Annotated in this window: 9 protein-coding genes and 1 pseudogene; 3 read left to right on the top strand and 7 right to left on the bottom strand. The window is 37.1% G+C overall.

The annotated features are described in order from the left end of the window. The 4 genes and pseudogenes from CG11_RS01420 to CG11_RS01405 all read right to left on the bottom strand — a co-directional run. Window positions 1-5,851, bottom strand: a pseudogene (locus CG11_RS01420) (SprB repeat-containing protein); the annotation flags it as partial. A 248-nt stretch (window positions 5,852-6,099) separates the two neighbouring features. After that, window positions 6,100-6,873, bottom strand: a complete 774-nt coding sequence (gene tpiA, locus CG11_RS01415) for a triose-phosphate isomerase (RefSeq protein WP_052592355.1) — start codon at window positions 6,871-6,873, stop codon at window positions 6,100-6,102. 166 nt (window positions 6,874-7,039) lie between these two features. Then, a complete protein-coding gene (locus CG11_RS01410; protein ID WP_231512748.1) occupies window positions 7,040-7,696 on the bottom strand; it encodes a vancomycin high temperature exclusion protein in 657 nt (218 codons plus the stop codon). 288 nt (window positions 7,697-7,984) lie between these two features. After that, entirely contained in the window at window positions 7,985-8,650 is a 666-nt protein-coding gene (locus tag CG11_RS01405; RefSeq protein WP_052592352.1) for a hypothetical protein, read from the bottom strand. Window positions 8,651-8,965: 315 nt separating this feature from the next. On the opposite strand from CG11_RS01405, the gene CG11_RS01400 reads away from it, so the two are divergent. Further along, a complete protein-coding gene (locus tag CG11_RS01400; RefSeq protein WP_052592351.1) occupies window positions 8,966-9,544 on the top strand; it encodes a carboxypeptidase-like regulatory domain-containing protein in 579 nt (192 codons plus the stop codon). Window positions 9,545-9,662: 118 nt separating this feature from the next. Here CG11_RS01400 and CG11_RS01395 read toward each other — a convergent pair whose 3' ends face one another. The 3 genes from CG11_RS01395 to CG11_RS29035 all read right to left on the bottom strand — a co-directional run bounded on the left by CG11_RS01395 (window position 9,663) and on the right by CG11_RS29035 (window position 13,645). After that, window positions 9,663-10,709 carry an MlaD family protein gene (locus CG11_RS01395; RefSeq protein ID WP_052592349.1) on the bottom strand — a complete coding sequence of 349 codons (1,047 nt, stop codon included), beginning with the start codon at window positions 10,707-10,709 and terminating at the stop codon, window positions 9,663-9,665. A 51-nt stretch (window positions 10,710-10,760) separates the two neighbouring features. After that, window positions 10,761-11,777, bottom strand: coding sequence for an MlaD family protein (locus CG11_RS01390; RefSeq protein ID WP_052592347.1), 1,017 nt, complete (start codon window positions 11,775-11,777; stop codon window positions 10,761-10,763). 530 nt (window positions 11,778-12,307) lie between these two features. Next, entirely contained in the window at window positions 12,308-13,645 is a 1,338-nt protein-coding gene (locus tag CG11_RS29035) for an N-acetylmuramoyl-L-alanine amidase (protein WP_063832983.1), read from the bottom strand. A 538-nt stretch (window positions 13,646-14,183) separates the two neighbouring features. Here CG11_RS29035 and CG11_RS01380 point away from each other — a divergent pair. Then, complete coding sequence (locus tag CG11_RS01380; RefSeq protein WP_052592346.1) at window positions 14,184-17,132, top strand: putative LPS assembly protein LptD; 2,949 nt, start codon at window positions 14,184-14,186, stop codon at window positions 17,130-17,132. Window positions 17,133-17,393: 261 nt separating this feature from the next. Beyond that, on the top strand, window positions 17,394-18,035 hold the full coding sequence (locus tag CG11_RS01375; protein ID WP_052592343.1) for an outer membrane beta-barrel protein: 642 nt from the start codon (window positions 17,394-17,396) through the stop codon (window positions 18,033-18,035). Window positions 18,036-18,123 lie beyond the last annotated feature (88 nt).

The raw sequence follows: 18,123 nt of genomic DNA, 5'->3' as shown, positions 1-18,123 counted from the left end.
CTCCTTGTGCATCTACTTCTATGCTACCATCACAACTTCCATGACAAGATGGATTTAGTTGATTGATGATGGCGGCAGTTAATACCGTTGATGGTTCAAAGACCGTAGCACTACCTAAAATGGTACAACCATTAAAGTCAGTTACAGTTACTGTATAAGTTCCTACTGTTAGATTACTTGCTGTAGCAGTTACCTGTCCACCACTTCCAGTTGATGGATCCCATTGATAGCTATATGGGAAGGTTCCGCCAGTAACTAAGGCTGTTACCGAACCATCATTTCCGTTTTTACATTGTACCGAATCTACATCAAATCCTAGTTGTAAAGCCGTTGGCTCTGTAATAATTACGTTTGCTGTTACGGTACAACCATTGGCATCGGTTACGGTAACACTATGTGTATTGGCATCTAATCCTGTTGCCGTTGCAGTATTATCTCCATTACTCCAGTTATAAGTATATGCTCCGACACCACCAGTTAGACTAATGGTTGCTTGTCCATTTGAGCCACCAAAACAACTCACGTTGATGGTAGAGAAATTGATATTACTAAAGCCTGCTGGTTCGTTCACCTGAATACAAGTATCAACCGTACAACCATTCCCATCGGTAACCGTTACACAATGCAACCCTGCTGGTAAACCTGTTGCCGTTGCTGTCGTTTGTGCACTGCTATTCCATGCGTAGCTAAAGCCTCCGACACCACCACTAGCATTGATCGTCGCACTTCCATCAGAAGCTCCGTTACAGCTTGCCGATGTACTTGATACGGTAAAGCTGATGGCAGAAGGTTCTGTAATGGTATAACTCTCTGTGATTGAACATCCATTGGCATCGGATATGGTTACGGTATGCACGCCTGCGGCTTGACCAGGGCTTGTGGCAGAAGCTGTTGCTCCTGTCCCCCAATCGTAGGTATATGCAGGTACTCCTGGAGTACCTCCACCCACTGTTGCAGTTGCAGTACCATCCGTACCACCATGACAGCTTACTGCTGTTGTGCTTATTGTTGCTGTTACTTGACTTGGTTCGCTTATGGTTACACTACTTACATCTGTACAACCATTTGCATCACTTACCGTTACAGTATAAACACCTGTTGCTGCATTCAGTCCTGTTGCCGTTGCAGTCGTTTGTGGAGGTGCTGTTGACCATACAAAACTGTATGCTCCTGTTCCTCCTGCACCTACAGCAGTTGCTGTTCCATCAGAAGCTCCATTACAAAGCGCATCTGTACTTGTAGTGGTAGCTGTTACAGCGGTTGGTTCTGTTATCGTAATTGTAGAATTAGATGTACATCCATTCGCATCGGTAGCTGTTACAGTATAAACACCTACACACAAACCTGTCGCAACAGCAGTTGTCTGACCATCAGACCATACATAAGTATGCGTTCCTGTTCCTCCAGTTGCAGCGGCAGTTAATTCACCATCACAAGCTCCATTACAACTAATAGATGCACCATTATAATTAGAAGAAATACTAGTAGTCACTGTAACTGCAGACGGCTCTGTTATTGTAACAGATTCTGTTCCAGTACAACCATTCGCATCGGTAGCAACTACAGTATAAACACCATCTGCTAAACCTGTTGCAATAGCAGTTGTTTGAGCAGGTACGGTATTCCAAGAATATGTATAACCTCCAGCACCTCCTGTTCCTGTCGCTTCAGCCGAACCATCAGAGACTCCGTTACAAGTTGGGGCTACGATATTACTAATTGTTACGGTTACAGGAGCTGGTTCTGTTAGGGTCACACTAGAAATAGAACTACATCCTAAGCTATCGGTTACGGTTACAGAATAAGCTCCAACACAAAGACCTGTTGCGATTGCTGTATTTTGAGCAGGTACAGTATTCCAAGTAAACGTATAACCACTTACAGATGGTGTTCCCCCACTTCCAGAAGCCGTTGCTTCACCATCACAAGTTCCTCCACAACTAATCGGAGATCCGTTAGGGAAACTAGATGTTACAACAGCATTTGATGCTACGGTAACTGCTGGTTGCGTGATTGTAATACAAGTATCTACTGTACATCCATTGGCATCGGTTACCGTTACACAAATTGGTCCTGCTGATAAACCTACAGCCGTAGCTGTTGTCTGACCGTCAGACCATACATAAGTATGTGTTCCTGTTCCTCCACTTCCTATAGCAGTTGCTTGTCCATCAGAACCATTAAAACAAGTTACATTAGTTTGCGTTGTTGATACACTAACAGAACTAGGTTCGCTAATTGTAACACAAGAACTTACCGTACAAGCATTTACATCTGTCACTGTTACGCAGTGATTTCCTGTAGGCAAACCTAGCGCAGTCGGAGTTGTTTGACCATCAGACCATACATAAGTATAACCACCAAAACTACCAACAGGTGTTGCCGTTGCTTGTCCATCAGGTGGTGCTATTCCATTACAAGATAAATCTGTTCCTGCCAAAGTAACTGTCAAAGGAGTTCCTACCGTTACGGTCATACTATCGACTCCTATACATCCAACATTATCTTCTACTGTCACAATATAAGTTCCAGAAGCATTAACATTGATTGTTTGTGTTGCTGCAGCCCCAGGACTCCATGTATATACAGAGAAACCTGCTCCTGCATCTAAGGTTACAGAATCTCCTGCACATAATGTTGTTGAGCCACTAGCTACTATTGTTGGTGTTGGACCAGGAACTACAGTTATGACCACAGAACCTGTATCTAAACATCCATTATTATCGGTTGTTGTAACGCCTACTGTCATAGTAGTCGAAACAGTTATTGTTTGTGTTGTTTCTGATGTTGACCAAGAATAATTGGCAAAACCTGCCCCTGCATCTAAGGTTACAGATTGCCCTACACAGAAAGTAGTTGGACCACTTGTTCCTATTGTTAAAGGATCTATAGAACCACAACTAGCCGCACAACAAGTAATTGTATCAGGCGCCCCATCTGCACAAGTATTGCCTGACTGGGGATAAATAATCATGGTAACACATTGACCAGAAGACAAACCTGTTACTTCAAATGAATCGACATTAGAAGCTACGATTGGTTGTACTACGCCATCTATTGAAACAACATATCCTGCTGCACCAAATACAGGCACCCAATTAAACGTTACACTATTATTAGTAATTGTTCCACAACTAGTAATTGGAGATGGCAAAGCCGTATCAATCACTACGTTTACAGAAGCAGTATCTCTACATCCAAATAAATTAGTCGCAATCACATTGTACGTTGTATTTACAGATGGGCTTACTGTTGGGCTATCACAAGCAACACAACTAATTGTTGCATTGTTAGGCGACCATTCAAAAGTAGCTGCTGATAAGTCTTGGAAATCTAAACACCAATCTGTTAATGTCAATGCAGGAGTTCCAACACTCAACCCATTGTTACGATGAACAACCATTAAGGTCCAGTTACCATTTGTCGTTGCACCTAACAAAGGATTGAAACCTGTTGCCCCTGCTTGAGGGAAGTAGCTTACACCAGGTGTAATTGGTGGTCCAAAAGGTAAACTTGTAATTGGTGTATTTCCTGCTGCGATAGAGAAAGTTGATGATGGGAATACAGTATTAAATCCACCATTGTTAAAGGTTAATTGAACTGTTTCTCCACTTGGCGCAATTAAATATGCTTGGATGTGTGCTAATACATTTGTTCCAGAGTTGGTTGTCAAACCAAAACAAGTACTTAAAGAAGCTAATAACGCTCCATTTACATTTACTGGAGCAACTCCAGTCACGTTCAATGTAAATCGAGTTGTATCTTCTGGTTGAATGCTTGTTGGTCCTGTATATGGGAAATTATTAGCTCCAGGTCCAGCAGCAACAGCAGCGCCTATTTGTGCTGCGTTTCCATTACACAAAATAATATCAGAAGTAGGTTGAATTACGGCAGGGTAAGGAGTCGTAATTTCTACTGTATCTGTCACTTGAGGACACAAACCATCATTATAAGTTAAGACGTACGTTTGTGCTGTCAACAAAATTACTTCTGGGTTCGGAATATTAACATTATTAATATTAACATTCGGCGACCACAAATATGTCTGTGCTGGCGGAGGCGTACCATTATAAGATACATTTACTCCTAACTGTATCGTATCCAGTTCATTTGGACACATAAAATATTGACTTGCAGTTGTCTCAAAGTTATTCAACTCCATGACATCTATAATAAAACTATCTCGAGCAGAACAAGTCCCGCCTACTACATTATAATATATAATATGTGACCCTACGGAAGTATTCGAGATATCTATAACTCCTGAAATTGAATTGATAGCTACATTTGCATCTGAGCTAAATGTTCCTCCTGGAGTTCCTGTAATGGTTGGTGTTGGATCTGGTCCTTGACGGCACCAAAGAGGTTGTGCATAACTAAATGTAGGATCTGGTACATCAACAATCGTAATCTGAATAGAGTCAGATGGACATATAGAAACAGAGTCCAGTGTATATACAATATCGTATGTTCCTACAGCCGAAGAATCTAAATCAATAATACCTGTAATAGAATCCATCACCAAGCCCACAGGGTTGGTGGGTAAGCCCAGGAAGACCCCTGCGGAGTCTCCAATGACGATAGGAACAGGATCCACATCGTTCCTACAGTATATATTATTGGTATAATTTGCTCCATAAATAACCAAAGCATAACTCAATAATTGTATTGAGGGGACGGGACAAGCATTATCATTTATATTGATCGAGAAAGGATATGTACCAGGTGTTAAATTGATAGAGTTAACTGTAAAGGTCAAAATAACTGAATCAATAACACTGTTATCTACGTTATAACTAACTACAGCACCAGGTATAGCACTGATAATATTACTAGTAACTGTCAAAGAGTCACCATTAGGATCTTCAATGACTAACTCAAAAGAAGCAAAATTACCTCTACATAACTCCAAACTACTTCCATTTATTGTAATTGCAGAACCTTGTACTCCATTAGAGTCAACGGCTGGTGGGTCGTTATTACAATTTGTCTGAATTACAATCTGCACTTCACGTATTGTTGTTGCGATAACAACTCCATTTCTTATCTCTTCTATTTTAATCCCAATCATGGCAACTTGTCCTGTGTTGTCCGCAGGCAAAAATGTCATCTGTCCTGTTGTAGAATCAAACTGAAAAGTTGTTGTAGGAACCAATTGAACAGGGTTGGTTGCAGAAAGTCCTGCCACAAATGGAATGTTAGCAGGAGGATCGTTCTGAGGATGAATTAGAGAAAAAACTAAAGTATCTCCATCTGGATCAAAAGCTCCGTGATTATATTGTACCAAAGAACTATCACAACCATAATGAATTGGTAAGTTTGAAAATTGCACAGAATTATTACATGGAACTACATTGGTATTAATGGTTGTAAATACATTGGTTCCTGCACTACTTGCGTTTTGCAAATTAGTTACGGCAGCTGATCGACAACAGGTACCATAACTAGCTGTCCAAATACATCCTGCGGGTAGCGTTGTGACGCCTCTGTAAACCCACTCTCGAGAGGCTTGCTGCGACCCACCATTACAGACAGATAAAGAAGGACTACATAATAGTTCATCAACAGGACGTCCCCCAAAACCTGCAACAGTATCGAGCGTTAAATTGGCGACTGTTCCTGTGCAAGTTCCATTGTTCGAAAATTCCAATGTAGTGCTTGTAGGTAAACTAATACTGTTGGGGTCACAATCACCATAACAAGTCATTGTAAACTCGTACTGGTTTCCACCTAAACAGGTGTAAGTTATAGAACAGCCTAAGTTGTGACTAGCAAAAGCTGTTGTGTAAGTACCTAAGAGTAGTAAGCTGAATAAACTTACTCGTCCAAGAAGTGTAAGGAGGATTTTCATCTTGAGTAGTGTTGTTTGTATATCGCTAATTTTATAAAAATGATTTTCAATGAATCAAACTATTCGGCCTATAGGGGGCTAATGCTTGATTTATTAATTTGTTGTAAATAAACTGTATAAGAATTCTATATAGAACGTAACAAAACGTTAATTTGTATCTACCTGAACAAAAAAAAATGAAAAAAAAGCTAGATTTTAACACTTTCTTGCTCTAAATCAGAATAATAAACAGGCTTGAATAAGCTTGTTTAAGCCTGTTTTGCTCTAGCTTGAATAATTTGTAAAAAGTCTTCTGATTGAAGGGAAGCCCCTCCTACTAAACCACCATCAACATCTTTTTGGGCGAATAACTCAGCAGCATTAGAAGGTTTGCAACTCCCTCCATAAAGAATAGAACAAGCGTTGGCTAATTCGGCAGTATAGTGTTCAGAAATTTGATGACGAATGAATTGATGCATTTCTTGTGCTTGGGCAGGGCTTGCTGTTTTTCCTGTCCCTATTGCCCAAATAGGCTCATAGGCAATTACTACTTGTTTCATTGCATCTTGTGAGAGGTGAAACAGACTTTCTTTTAGTTGTTTCAAAACAAAGTTTTCTTGTTGATTGGCTTCTCTTTCTTCTAAAGGCTCGCCACAGCAGAAAATCACCTTTACTCCAGCTCTAATAGCAGCATCAACTTTTTTAGCTAAAACTTCATGATCTTCTTGAAAGAATTTTCTACGTTCAGAATGCCCTAAAATAACATAGGTCAGATTCATGGAAGCTAACATTTCTGCTGAAATTTCGCCAGTATAGGCTCCCTTCGGTTCATAGTGACAATTTTGTGCTGCAATATTGACATGAGCAATATCTTTGCTCATACTATTAATGGTATGAAGGTAGGGTGCTGGAGGAGCTAGAACTATTTCTACCTTATTTGACATTTTTTTGGCTTTCGCCAAAATCTCACTAGCTAACGAAAATGCTTCGATGAGATTTTTATTCATTTTCCAATTTCCTGCAACAATTAGTTGGCGATTCATAAATTTTGATTTTAGAAAAATAAAAGTGTTGGGAGATACGTATTCGCGACGAAATTACGCTTTTTTAACAATTATTTTAGCTAAACATCAACTGAAACTCAAAAATTGAAAGAACTATGTATGATTCTAATTGCATCATACGATGAAATTGACTAAGCGACTCTTGTTATACTCTTATGGTAATTTTATCCCCCAAAAACTTAGGTTGTGTATCTAATAAATACAAGTCTAATAAAGCTTTAGGTCGAGCTAAATATTCTCTCCATACGGTTTTAAGAGTAGCTTCTTTCGGGTAGGCTGCATTGTAAGCAACGGCATCGATACCATAGTGTTGGGCAATAAACAAAGCTCTATAATTATGAAACTCTTGTGAAACGATGGTAATGCGTTTTTGTTGGAAGATTTTGTGGCTACGCACGACTGAATCTAGCGTTCTTAATCCTGCAAAATCCATAGTAATACAGGAATCGGGTACTCCTAATTTTATCAAGGCATGGCGCATGTCTCTAGGTTCGTTATAATTCATAGAACTATTGTCTCCACTAACCAAAATATGTTTCACCTTACCTTCAAAAAATAATTCTGCTGCTGCTTTTATTCGATGTGTAAAAAAGGGGTTTTCAACAATACCATTAACACTTCGGCTTGTCCCCAAAACTAAAGCAACATCACTATACCCTACTTTCTGAATATCGTTATAAACGTTGGAATTTACGGCTATAAGTACGACCAAGTTTGCTAATAAAACCATCAAAACACCTACAATACTTCCTAATAAAGTGTATTTTGATAACCTCCCCATTAACACTAATAATGACTGCATGATTTATTCGTTTTTGTGATCGTCTACATATGCATATAACTTACAAGCATAAACAATTGTAAGCAGAATACGGGTAAAATCCCCCTAATCTTTTGTTACAAAGAATTGGTTATTTAGCTTACCCAAGGCATTATTTCAGGCGATACCTTTGATATTCTATACATAATAAACATTAAATTCTAGAGACGGGGGCGATTATCTTTATAGTGCTTAACGCAATATTATATTGTAAGTTACATTTTATATTCCAATTTTAAACAAAACAATCCATCAATTAACGTAATATTATTATTTCCCGTTCAGTTCTAGTTTTAAATTTTTTCGTGCCATTTCTTCATATTTCTCAAAAAAAACAGACGAAAAGTATATTTTCTCACGTGCTAAAAAGTTCTTTAAAACCTTTTTTCTGCCCATTTTGTACAACAGTTTAACATAAGCCGTTTTGTACTCTTGCCATATGGCTTCGCTGTATAATTTATAAGTTAAAGTACTTGCTGCCAAAATTGAGAGATCAAAATCTAAGAAAAAATAAGTGTCCATTTTTTCTATTCTAGGATAATGTCCTTCTGTACTCAAAATAAGTTCCTTAACATACTCTAGGCTAGGCACATCCAAATAGATTTCAAACAATTCTTGCGCCAAATTGGCAGATTGACGTTCATTATCCTTAGCTTTTACAGTATAAATAGCATCGTGGTACCATATTGCCACTTCAAATAATAAAGGCGCTTCTATTTGAGCTTTGTACTGATCCAATAAATTTAAGAAATTTGAAATATGAACTAAATTATGATAATGTCGATGCTCTTCATGGTACAAGTCATACAATTGTTGATAATACTCTTGGGCTTGTACAAAGGGAACACCCAATGCTTGACACAAGCTCAAAAAACGATTTTCTAAAATTGCTTCTTTTTCTTTTGACAATGTCCGTTTCACTAATAAGTCTATCATTCTGATTACTTTATATCATTTTGATTCTTTCGACAAAAGATCTAATTCCATAGATTGATTCCCAAACATAATCTATTTTTATCCGTATATATTTATATAAACACTTAGTTGTGTCGTTGACTTACGGTCTTAGTTACTTACTATACTACATAAACCCACTATGTTCGCCTTGTACCAACTACTCAAACAATAATACACCTATTTTTTAGTTAGGCAATCACTCAGAACAAGAGTCTACTCTATAAGATTTTTTGCTACTGAATTACTTGCTATCGTATTATTAAGAGCTCTTTTTCACTTTAACGACTCTCGGTTATGATGCTTATAATTTTAACATATACTTTCTTAGTATTAAGTCCGCGTTCTTATGCTCAATCTGGTTTTATCACAGGAAAGATTTACAGCCAAGTTACAAAATCAACACTACATAACGCAAAAATAGTCTTAAAGAGAAATAATAAGTATCATAGTAAAACAAAAACTGACCATGTTGGAAATTATTGGTTTGGTCAATTAAGATCAGGAAATTATTCTATTTCAATCTATCATGATGGTTACTGTATCTTGGAAGTTGACAAAATTGCACTGCAACACGATGGAAGCATCGAATTGGATTTAGGTTTAGTCGCACAAGCAACCAACACTAATATTGATGCAACAGCAGATAAAGTTTATCAAGTTTATCAAGCTCCTATTTGTATTGACTTAGAAAAAGCATCAACAGCGCATCAAGACTTTAGAAATGAAATTCGTATTCTCAATGAAGTCTATAACGGCCATGAAATTCGCATTGCTCCTAGTAGAAGAGCACCTAGTCGAGCCGAACAAAATCGACCAACGCATTATCATGAAAGTTTTAAAGGATTGGAAAAAACAAGTGCTGTTTTGCGCTAAAAAAGCAGCGGCATTCTGTAAAATTGCAGCTAACTATTGATAGCATCCATACACACAAAAAGAGGACAAGTAGTTGAAACCACTTGCCCTCTCCTATTATTTATTTTTAACCGTTCGATTATTGGTCTTTAGGATCTTTACCATCTTTCAATTTAGGATCTTGATCAACGGGTTTATATGGCTTGTACTTGCCACTAAGAACCGTTTTATAACGTTCTGGATGCAAGCGGATATCTTGAAGCAATAAATTTAGATTTTCAACTACTTCGTCAATATCTCCTTTAAAGTTTTTGTCATTGAACAACGCAGCGACCAAACCATTTTGATTTTCAAAATCTGTAATTTTCCCAATATTATCAATCATATTATTGGCTTTGCTCAAAGTACCATCTAGCCCATTGACTACTTGATTAATATTGTCCAATGCTTCTTTAGCAGAGGCAATTGTTTTTTCTAAATCGGCATCTTTAACCTGTGTTGTAATGGTATTAATATTTTGCAACATACTAGTAATTTCTCCATTACTATCCTTAATATTTCCTGTAATTTTCTTTAGATTAGATAAGGCTACAGAGATATTTACAGATGAACTAACCAATAGATTATTCACTAAATCCGTCAATACTTTTACATTAGTAACTACCCCTTGTAATTCTTTGAAGGTAGCGTTCAATTGCTTGTTATCATCCATAGACAACTTAGCGACAGCACCTAGTATGGTATCAATTTTACCTAAATAAGGATCCGCCACCTCTAGAATACCATCAACCATACCCGATACATTTCCTTGTAATGTTCCTCCCGACTCTAAACAATCATTGCCACAATCACCTACAAATTTCAAAGAAATTTCTTTGCCTCCCATCAACGAAGGTTGTACAAGGACAGCTCTCGCATCTTTAGGTATTTTGGTACCATCCTGAATATTCATTTCCACAATTACATGAGAGTAATCTGGAGAAGGTTTGATATTTGTTACTGCACCAACTTTATATCCACTAATTGTTACAGGAGCGGCAATGTTTAAACCATCAACAGAAGTAAACACTGCATTCGCAACGATATCTGATGAAAATATATTCTTTCCTTGTAAAAAGTTGTACCCCCAAATTAATAAGACGATAGACACTAAGCCCAGAATACCAATTTTAACTTCGTTACGCACGTTCTTTATGTTTTAATTTTATAATAATTCCTTATGTTTTAATGCAATAAGTTACTTCTTTTTTTTCTTTCTTAATGAAAGATTATTTTGTGGATGTTCTCGAATGTCACGAAGCTTCTGAGAAACATTTTCTATACTATTGTTTAAACTATCTTTGTAATCAGCATCATACAACAGTTTAGGTACCATTCCCGACGCACCTTCTTTGTAAGGAGCAATTTTTAAGTTCAAGCTATCCAATGTATCGTCAGCTTTTGCTATAATAGCCTCTGCCTTTTGGATGTTTTTAGGCAATGCTTCTGCTTGTTCCTTTAAGGTGTACAATATTTTTGTCATGGCCTCAATATCTTCTTCCGTCAAAGAAGATAAGTTATCCAACAAAGAGTCTAACGCCATTGCCATTTCACGAGTTGGTGTTACCGCTGTGGCATCTACCTCTCCCTCTAACAAACCTGCCGTGAGTTCTTTAAAACTCTTAATTGTGCTTGGTAATGTTCTATTCATTCCTCTCATTTTACCTTCGAGCCCATTGGTAGTTTTGCGCAAACTAGCTACTGAATTATAAGCTTTTGTTAGCATCTTATCCATACCATTTGGTCCCATTAGTGTATCGGCTACCTTACCAAACGACTCTAAGATCGGTTTTGCAACTGCTGCCACCTGCATTTTCATATTGTTGACACCACCAATTATAATATCACCATTTTTCAAGCAATCGTCACCATCACAAGCGCCAGTATAGTCAATGGTTACCATTCTACCTCCCAACAAAGAAAGTTCGGTAATATTAGCCCTTGCATCTTGTGGTATTTTGGCAGAAGGTTCAATATCCAAGTCCGCCCACAAAACGTCTCCTACCTTATATATAGCAACGACTCTTCCGTATTCTCGCCCTTTTATATAAACAGGGTTTCCCATCTTTAAAAACTCCAAATCCTTAAATTTAGCTTTAAGAATCAAGTTTCTAGAGAATACATTTTGTCGATTCAGGTAATTAAAGGTAAATAAGGTCGTAAATAAAATAACAAGACCAATAAACCCCACCCTTGCTTCTTTAGATATTTCCAAGTTGATTTTTTTTTGTATTAAGTAAATTCAATAGTCTGCTTTAAAATCGTATTGTATTAATAATCAACTACGCAGCTATCACGAAGTAATATGATACGACACCCCCACGAAGTAGTAGTAAATCTAAAAAATAAAATCCATCGATCTGCTTGTTGGATATTCAAGTACCGTACATTCGGTCAAATTCGACTACCTTTCCTTAAAATGAACCTCAAACTATTGCTGCAAATTTCCGACAATTTACTTTTCTATCTTTAGATAGTAGTTTAGCTGCGTGGCATTTGCTAAGTCCATGAGATCATAGGCTTAGTTTTTCGTTCTGTCACCAAATTTTGCACCAAACCACAAATAGTAAACCAACCATTTCAATTCATCAAGCAACAATTACAAATTAGATTTTTTACTCAAAGAATATTTAGGTCAGTTCTAAACACAGCTACAACATACCAAAGTAAATAAATTCTTTTGAATAAATGAAGCATTTGAGAATAGTTGTACAATTAAAGTGCATCACATTGGCTCTATTATTATTACTGAATAGCTTCTGCCATAGAAATTCTTTGACCATTTCTAAACGCTACAATAAAGGCATCTTTAAATCCATTCTGACGCCAATATTCTTGTTGTTGTGCAGCAGTATTCAAGTCTATATACGTTCCAATCAAAAGTTTATAAGAGTTTCCTACTTTCACACACTCTACCCCCTCGATGGCTGCCCAAGTTCCCGTTTTCACACTTGTTTTTTGTGCTACTGCGGCTAACTGGACTCTAAAAACAGTTTTATTGCTAGTATTATAAACACTTCTAGGCTTGATTGGTTGCAAACTTGTTGGATACATTTCTGTAATCGAAGGCATTTCCTTCACAGGAGGCTCTTCATTGAATGACTGTCTAGGCGCATCAAATATAGCTTCATTAACCAACGGCTTAGAATCAGGAATAACTGTCTTTCGAACAAATTGGTGTTTTTCGGGTGTCTTTTGATAATAATGCTTCTTAGCCAAAGCTGTTGTTGAATAGGTAGGTTGTGTTTTAGTCGTTGAACGTCCTTTCACCATTCGATAATTATAATTCGTTGCCTGTTCTACGGCATATTTGTACTCTTTTAAAGCTCGATACATTGCAGAAGCAGTATACACTTGCCCTTTTTCCGAATTGAGATAACTTTCTTCTATAGTATTTGACAAAAATCCTGTTTCGACCAAAACAGAAGGCATTGTTGCTGCTCTAAGCACCAAAAAACCAGCTTGCTTTACGCCTCTACTTTTGCGTTTAGCAGTATGTATAAATTGTTGCTCTACTTTTTCTGCTAACAACAAACTTTGAGATAAGTAAGCATTCTGATACATACTTAACATAATATGACCTTCAGAAGAGTGTGGATCATAGCCACCATAGTTTTGAGCATAGTCTTTTTCTAACAGAACAGCTTTATTTTCTCTTTTAGCAACATTCAAATTTTCTTCAACTCGATGCAATCCCATCACATACGTTTCCGTTCCTGCAACCGTATTGGTTCTATGCAGCATCGAATTACAATGAATGGAAAAAAACAAATCTGCATGATTATTATTAGCAATGGCAATGCGTTGATGCAGCGGGATAAAACTATCTGTGGTTCTGGTATACAAAACCCGTACGCCAGGCATATACTGCTGTACATATTGCCCCAATCGAAGGGCTAATTTCAAAGCAATATCTTTCTCTTTGACCACGCTTCCCAAAGCACCACTATCTTTCCCTCCATGTCCAGGGTCAATTACTATCGTAAAAACACTATTGGATGGTCTTGATTGATAAGTTGAAGTTTCAGAGAAAAAGGGCAAACAAACAAATAAAAAAATAGCAACAATTGTTGATTTTTCCACAATACTTACAGATTACAAGGTTGCAACACATCAAGCAAAGAAGCCTGTAGTACATCACATACCCCAAGGGATTTGATTAAAAATTAAAACTCGTTGACAAATTTTAGGCTCGTGTGATTTTCGAATAATAATTGGGGCTAAATCACTTAAAGATCGTTAAAAACAGCCAAATATTGCGTTAAAGAAAAAACGAAACAACTAATTTTTTGATAAAAATATCTTTCTTACCAATTGTCTAGCAATTCGATTTGAAAAAAATCAATCTTTCAATCCTTAGACATTGTTAGAAATTGGTTTTGTGAGAAATAAAAATACTGATTTTGAGATTTATTAAAACAAAAAAATAGTACTCCCTGTGAAGCTTTTTCCTTGTAAATAAATTCCCCAAATCCTATTTTTTAACCCTGCAAATTAATTCCTAATAATGTCTCTTAATTCTTTTAGAATAAAAATGAATAATTGTACTTTTGTTCTTTCCTGAAGTTGATAGGTATGGACAAAATAATACTGGGACTTCAACTTCTTAATTCAACAACAAGTGGCATTATTAGTACAAAAATATTACAAACTTCTTTGCTTTCTTACTATTTGTTCAATTTTTTGTTCAAGTTGTGGTTTTCCCTATAATACCCGTCAAGCGAGGGCTGCTAGAAAAACGCAACGATTACAAAAAAAACAAGCTAAAAAGCTTCAAGCACAAGTTGCCAACGACACGCTTGTTGCTGCAAAAAAAGATCGGTTGGCGTCTGCTGATACAGCATCAACCACGACGCCTGTTGTTGCAACCGATTCAATCCCTTCTGTTGATCCTGATACTTCTATTAACCCAACTCTTACGCCTACTGATACCTTCCATTTAGATACGTTAGCCACCGAAGGCATAGATACCTTAAACCAACTAGATTCTACCTTTATTGATAGCACAGACTCTATGACTGTTATCCTTCCAGATTCAAGTATTATAGATAGTTTAGATACCATCCCTACTACTTCTGGGGCAGACGAAAAAGTCATTCGATATTCTCAAGATTCATTGGATTTGCCAGTTCAATACGAATCTGCTGATTCCATGATTTACGACTTAGTTGATCGCAAGGTCTATATGTATAATAATGCTGAGGTGTTTTATGAGCAGTATAACCTAAAAGCTGGTTATATTGAGTTTAACTTTTTAACCAATGTCGCTACAGCGACCTGTCTTTTGGATAGTGCTGGAAATGAAATTCAATGCCCATTTTTTGATGATAAAACGCAACAATTTACGGCTCGGAGAATTGAATTTAACTTCAAGACCAAAAAAGGTAAAATATACGATGCTTCTACACAACAAGGAGATGGTTATTTGGTTTCTAATGCCACCAAGTTTATTAGTAAAGGGGGCGATAGTACAACGGACAATTCGCAAAATATACTCTACAGTCAAGGCTGTTTGTATACAACTTGTGATGCCAAGCATCCTCACTTTGGAATACGTGCTTCTAAAGCCAAAATTATCCCTGGTAAACTGATTGTCGTGGGACCTTCTTTTTTAGAAATTATGGGCTCCCCCACTCCTGTTTTGTTGCCATTTGGATTTTTCCCCATTACCAAAAACAAACGCTCTGGTCTTATTCTAAGTATGGATTTAGATTTTTCACCAACCTTAGGACCTGGGATTCGAGAAATTGGTTTTTATTTGGGATTAAGCGAATACTGGGATTTAAAGGTAACGGGAGATTTTTATATGAGAGGTTCCTTAAGAACTAGAATTAAATCGAACTATAACATTCGTTACAAGGGACAGGGAACGGTGGAACTAGGTTATACCCGCTTACAAATTGACGACAAAGGAACGCCTGGTTATGACTTAACCAATGAATTCAAGGTTAGTTGGACGCATACTCAATCGCCACAAGCTCATCCTAGTCAAAATTTTACAGGAACAATCAATTTTGGTACTTCTGATTATAATAGAAATACATTTAACGATGCTGACAATGTCTTAGCAGCTACCTTTAACTCCAATATATCGTATACCAAACGTTTTCTAGGTACGCCTTTTTCGATATCGGCAAGGCTGTCTCACAGTCAAAATACCCAAACCAATGCCATGACAATTACGTTCCCGCAATTGACATTCAATATGAATCAAATCTTTCCATTTAAACGAAAAAATATTTCAGGAAAGCAACGTTGGTACGAGCGCATTGGATTTAGTTACAATATGAATGGTAGCAATACCATTACAACGACCGACACGGCTCTTTTTCAGCCTGGAGGTCTAGAAGAAGCCATTGAGAATATGAACTATAGCATTACCCATAGTCCTAGACTCAATTTTTCATTCAAGCTATTTAAGGTCATCAACGTTCAGCCCAATGTCAATTATTCTCAACGATGGTTCTTTTATCGCAACCGCCAATTTTTAGACCCTACCCCAGTCGTTAATCCTAGTGATGCCACCGATACGACTTCCTATGGAACAGTTGATAATTATAGAGAATATGGCTTTTTTAGCACCCATAAATTTAGTGCAGGGGTAAATGTAAATACTCAAATTTATGCTACTGGTGAATTTAATTGGGGGGCACTAAAAAGTCTTCGAGCAGTTATTTCTCCAACCGTAGGATTCAACTGGGAACCTAGTTATGAGAACGCCTACGATTATTATTACGATTCGGTGCAAACAGATACTCGCTATCCAGAACAGTTGCGCCGCTACAATTACTTTGCTTTTGCCCCCCCCTCTGGGCGTACTGCTCTATTAACCTATTCTATCGGTACAAGGTTTGAGGCAAAAGTCAAAAAACCACTGCAAGATTCTTTAAATAAAGAACCTTTTAAGAAAATTGTTCTCATTCCTACGGCGACCATTAGTGGTAATTATAACATCGCAGCGGATTCACTGCACCTATCTCCTATTAATTTTAATGTCAATACTACTTTGTTCAAAAAAATTAATATTCGCTTTTCGTCTACTTTTGATCCTTATGCTGCCAATCCAGAAAATAATGCAAGAATCAACACCTTTGAGTATACACTAAGCAAACGACTTGTGCGAGTTACGTCTATGTCATTTAATGCTTCTACAAGTATTACTTCTAAGGATTTGAGAGACATCTTTAGAAAGAAAGGGGTCAAAGAAGACAAGGACAAAAAACAGTTTGAACTGATCAAAAACATTAATATTGGTTACAACTTGATTGTTAACAATAGATATATAGATGGGGTGGATAGTACCGTTGTGACAGCACATCAACTATCATTTTCTGGTTTTATCAACCTATCCAAAGGCTGGGGCATTCGAGTCGGAAACATTGGATATAGTTTTAAAGACGAACGAATTACATTCCCTGACTTTACATTTTCTAGAGATTTACACTGTTGGCAAATGGGTTTGAGTTGGCAACCCGAACGACAAACTTGGAGCTTTTTTATTCGTGTAAAACCTGGTTCCTTAGGCTTCCTTGAAGTACCTGTAGAGCGAGGAGTTTATGATACTTTTTAGGTTATAAATAATCGTTCAAAAAAATCATATAAACCACGAAATAGCACCACAGGTAAAGCTGCATTGTTTCTCTTTAATTAGCACTAAAATAAGTCTATTTTTTAGCTATATGTTTTTCTGCCCACGTACTTATTTTTTATACCAAGCAGCATATGAACTTCTTTCTAAGTTATAATAATAAGTTATATTAGTACTTAGTTGCACCACTACTATATAGTCGTTGCTTTTTTACTTTCTTATTAGCAAGTTATCCTTATCACGATGTCCACTACAAATATTAAAACACCTTTTTTAGCTTTATTACTTTGTCTATGTTTGTCATTTTCGAGCCTAGCACAGACATCTATAGGTCTAGAAGCAGGTTTTAACTTTGCAGGAAATATTCCGAGTCCTCAAAAAACACTATTTCTCAGAAATTTACATCCTGGTATAAATGGTGGGTTATTTGTAGAAAAACATGTTAGCGACAAAATAGCCATTCGTTGGGGAGGTTTTTATGCCATTCGGTTCTTTTTAGGAAATCATCAATCCGATTCCAACTTTGTCAATAACTATAGAGCAATGCATTGTGTGACTGTCCCTGTCCTATGCTCTTTCAAAGCCAGTTCAAAGCTTTCTTTTGATGTTGGAATAGAGTTTATCACTATTGTGCATTCAGACATTCCTTTTTTTAAAACACCTACTTTGCATCTAGGTCCTAGAGCAGCCATCGCTTATCAAATCACCCCTAGTTTTGCTGTACGGCTTTATGGAGTGTATGATTTAATCAAAATCCGCCAAGACAACCATCCTAATAGTACTAATTACAATTATTATAATAGTATAACATTAGGCTTAAATGTCGCTTATACCTTTAAAAGAATCAAAAAACGACGCGTTATTCGAAGTCCTGGGCTTGGGTAAATAAGTATGAAATCACAATTAAATAATCGCCCAGAAAAAAGCCATCTACAAACAATTTGCAGATGGCTTCTATATCTCTAAAACCTCT

It is taken from the genome of Aureispira sp. CCB-QB1 (genome assembly GCF_000724545.1).
Lineage (GTDB): Bacteria > Bacteroidota > Bacteroidia > Chitinophagales > Saprospiraceae > Aureispira.
The sequence above is the reverse complement of the archived record's forward strand: the minus strand, read 5'-3'. Positions and strand labels throughout refer to the sequence as shown.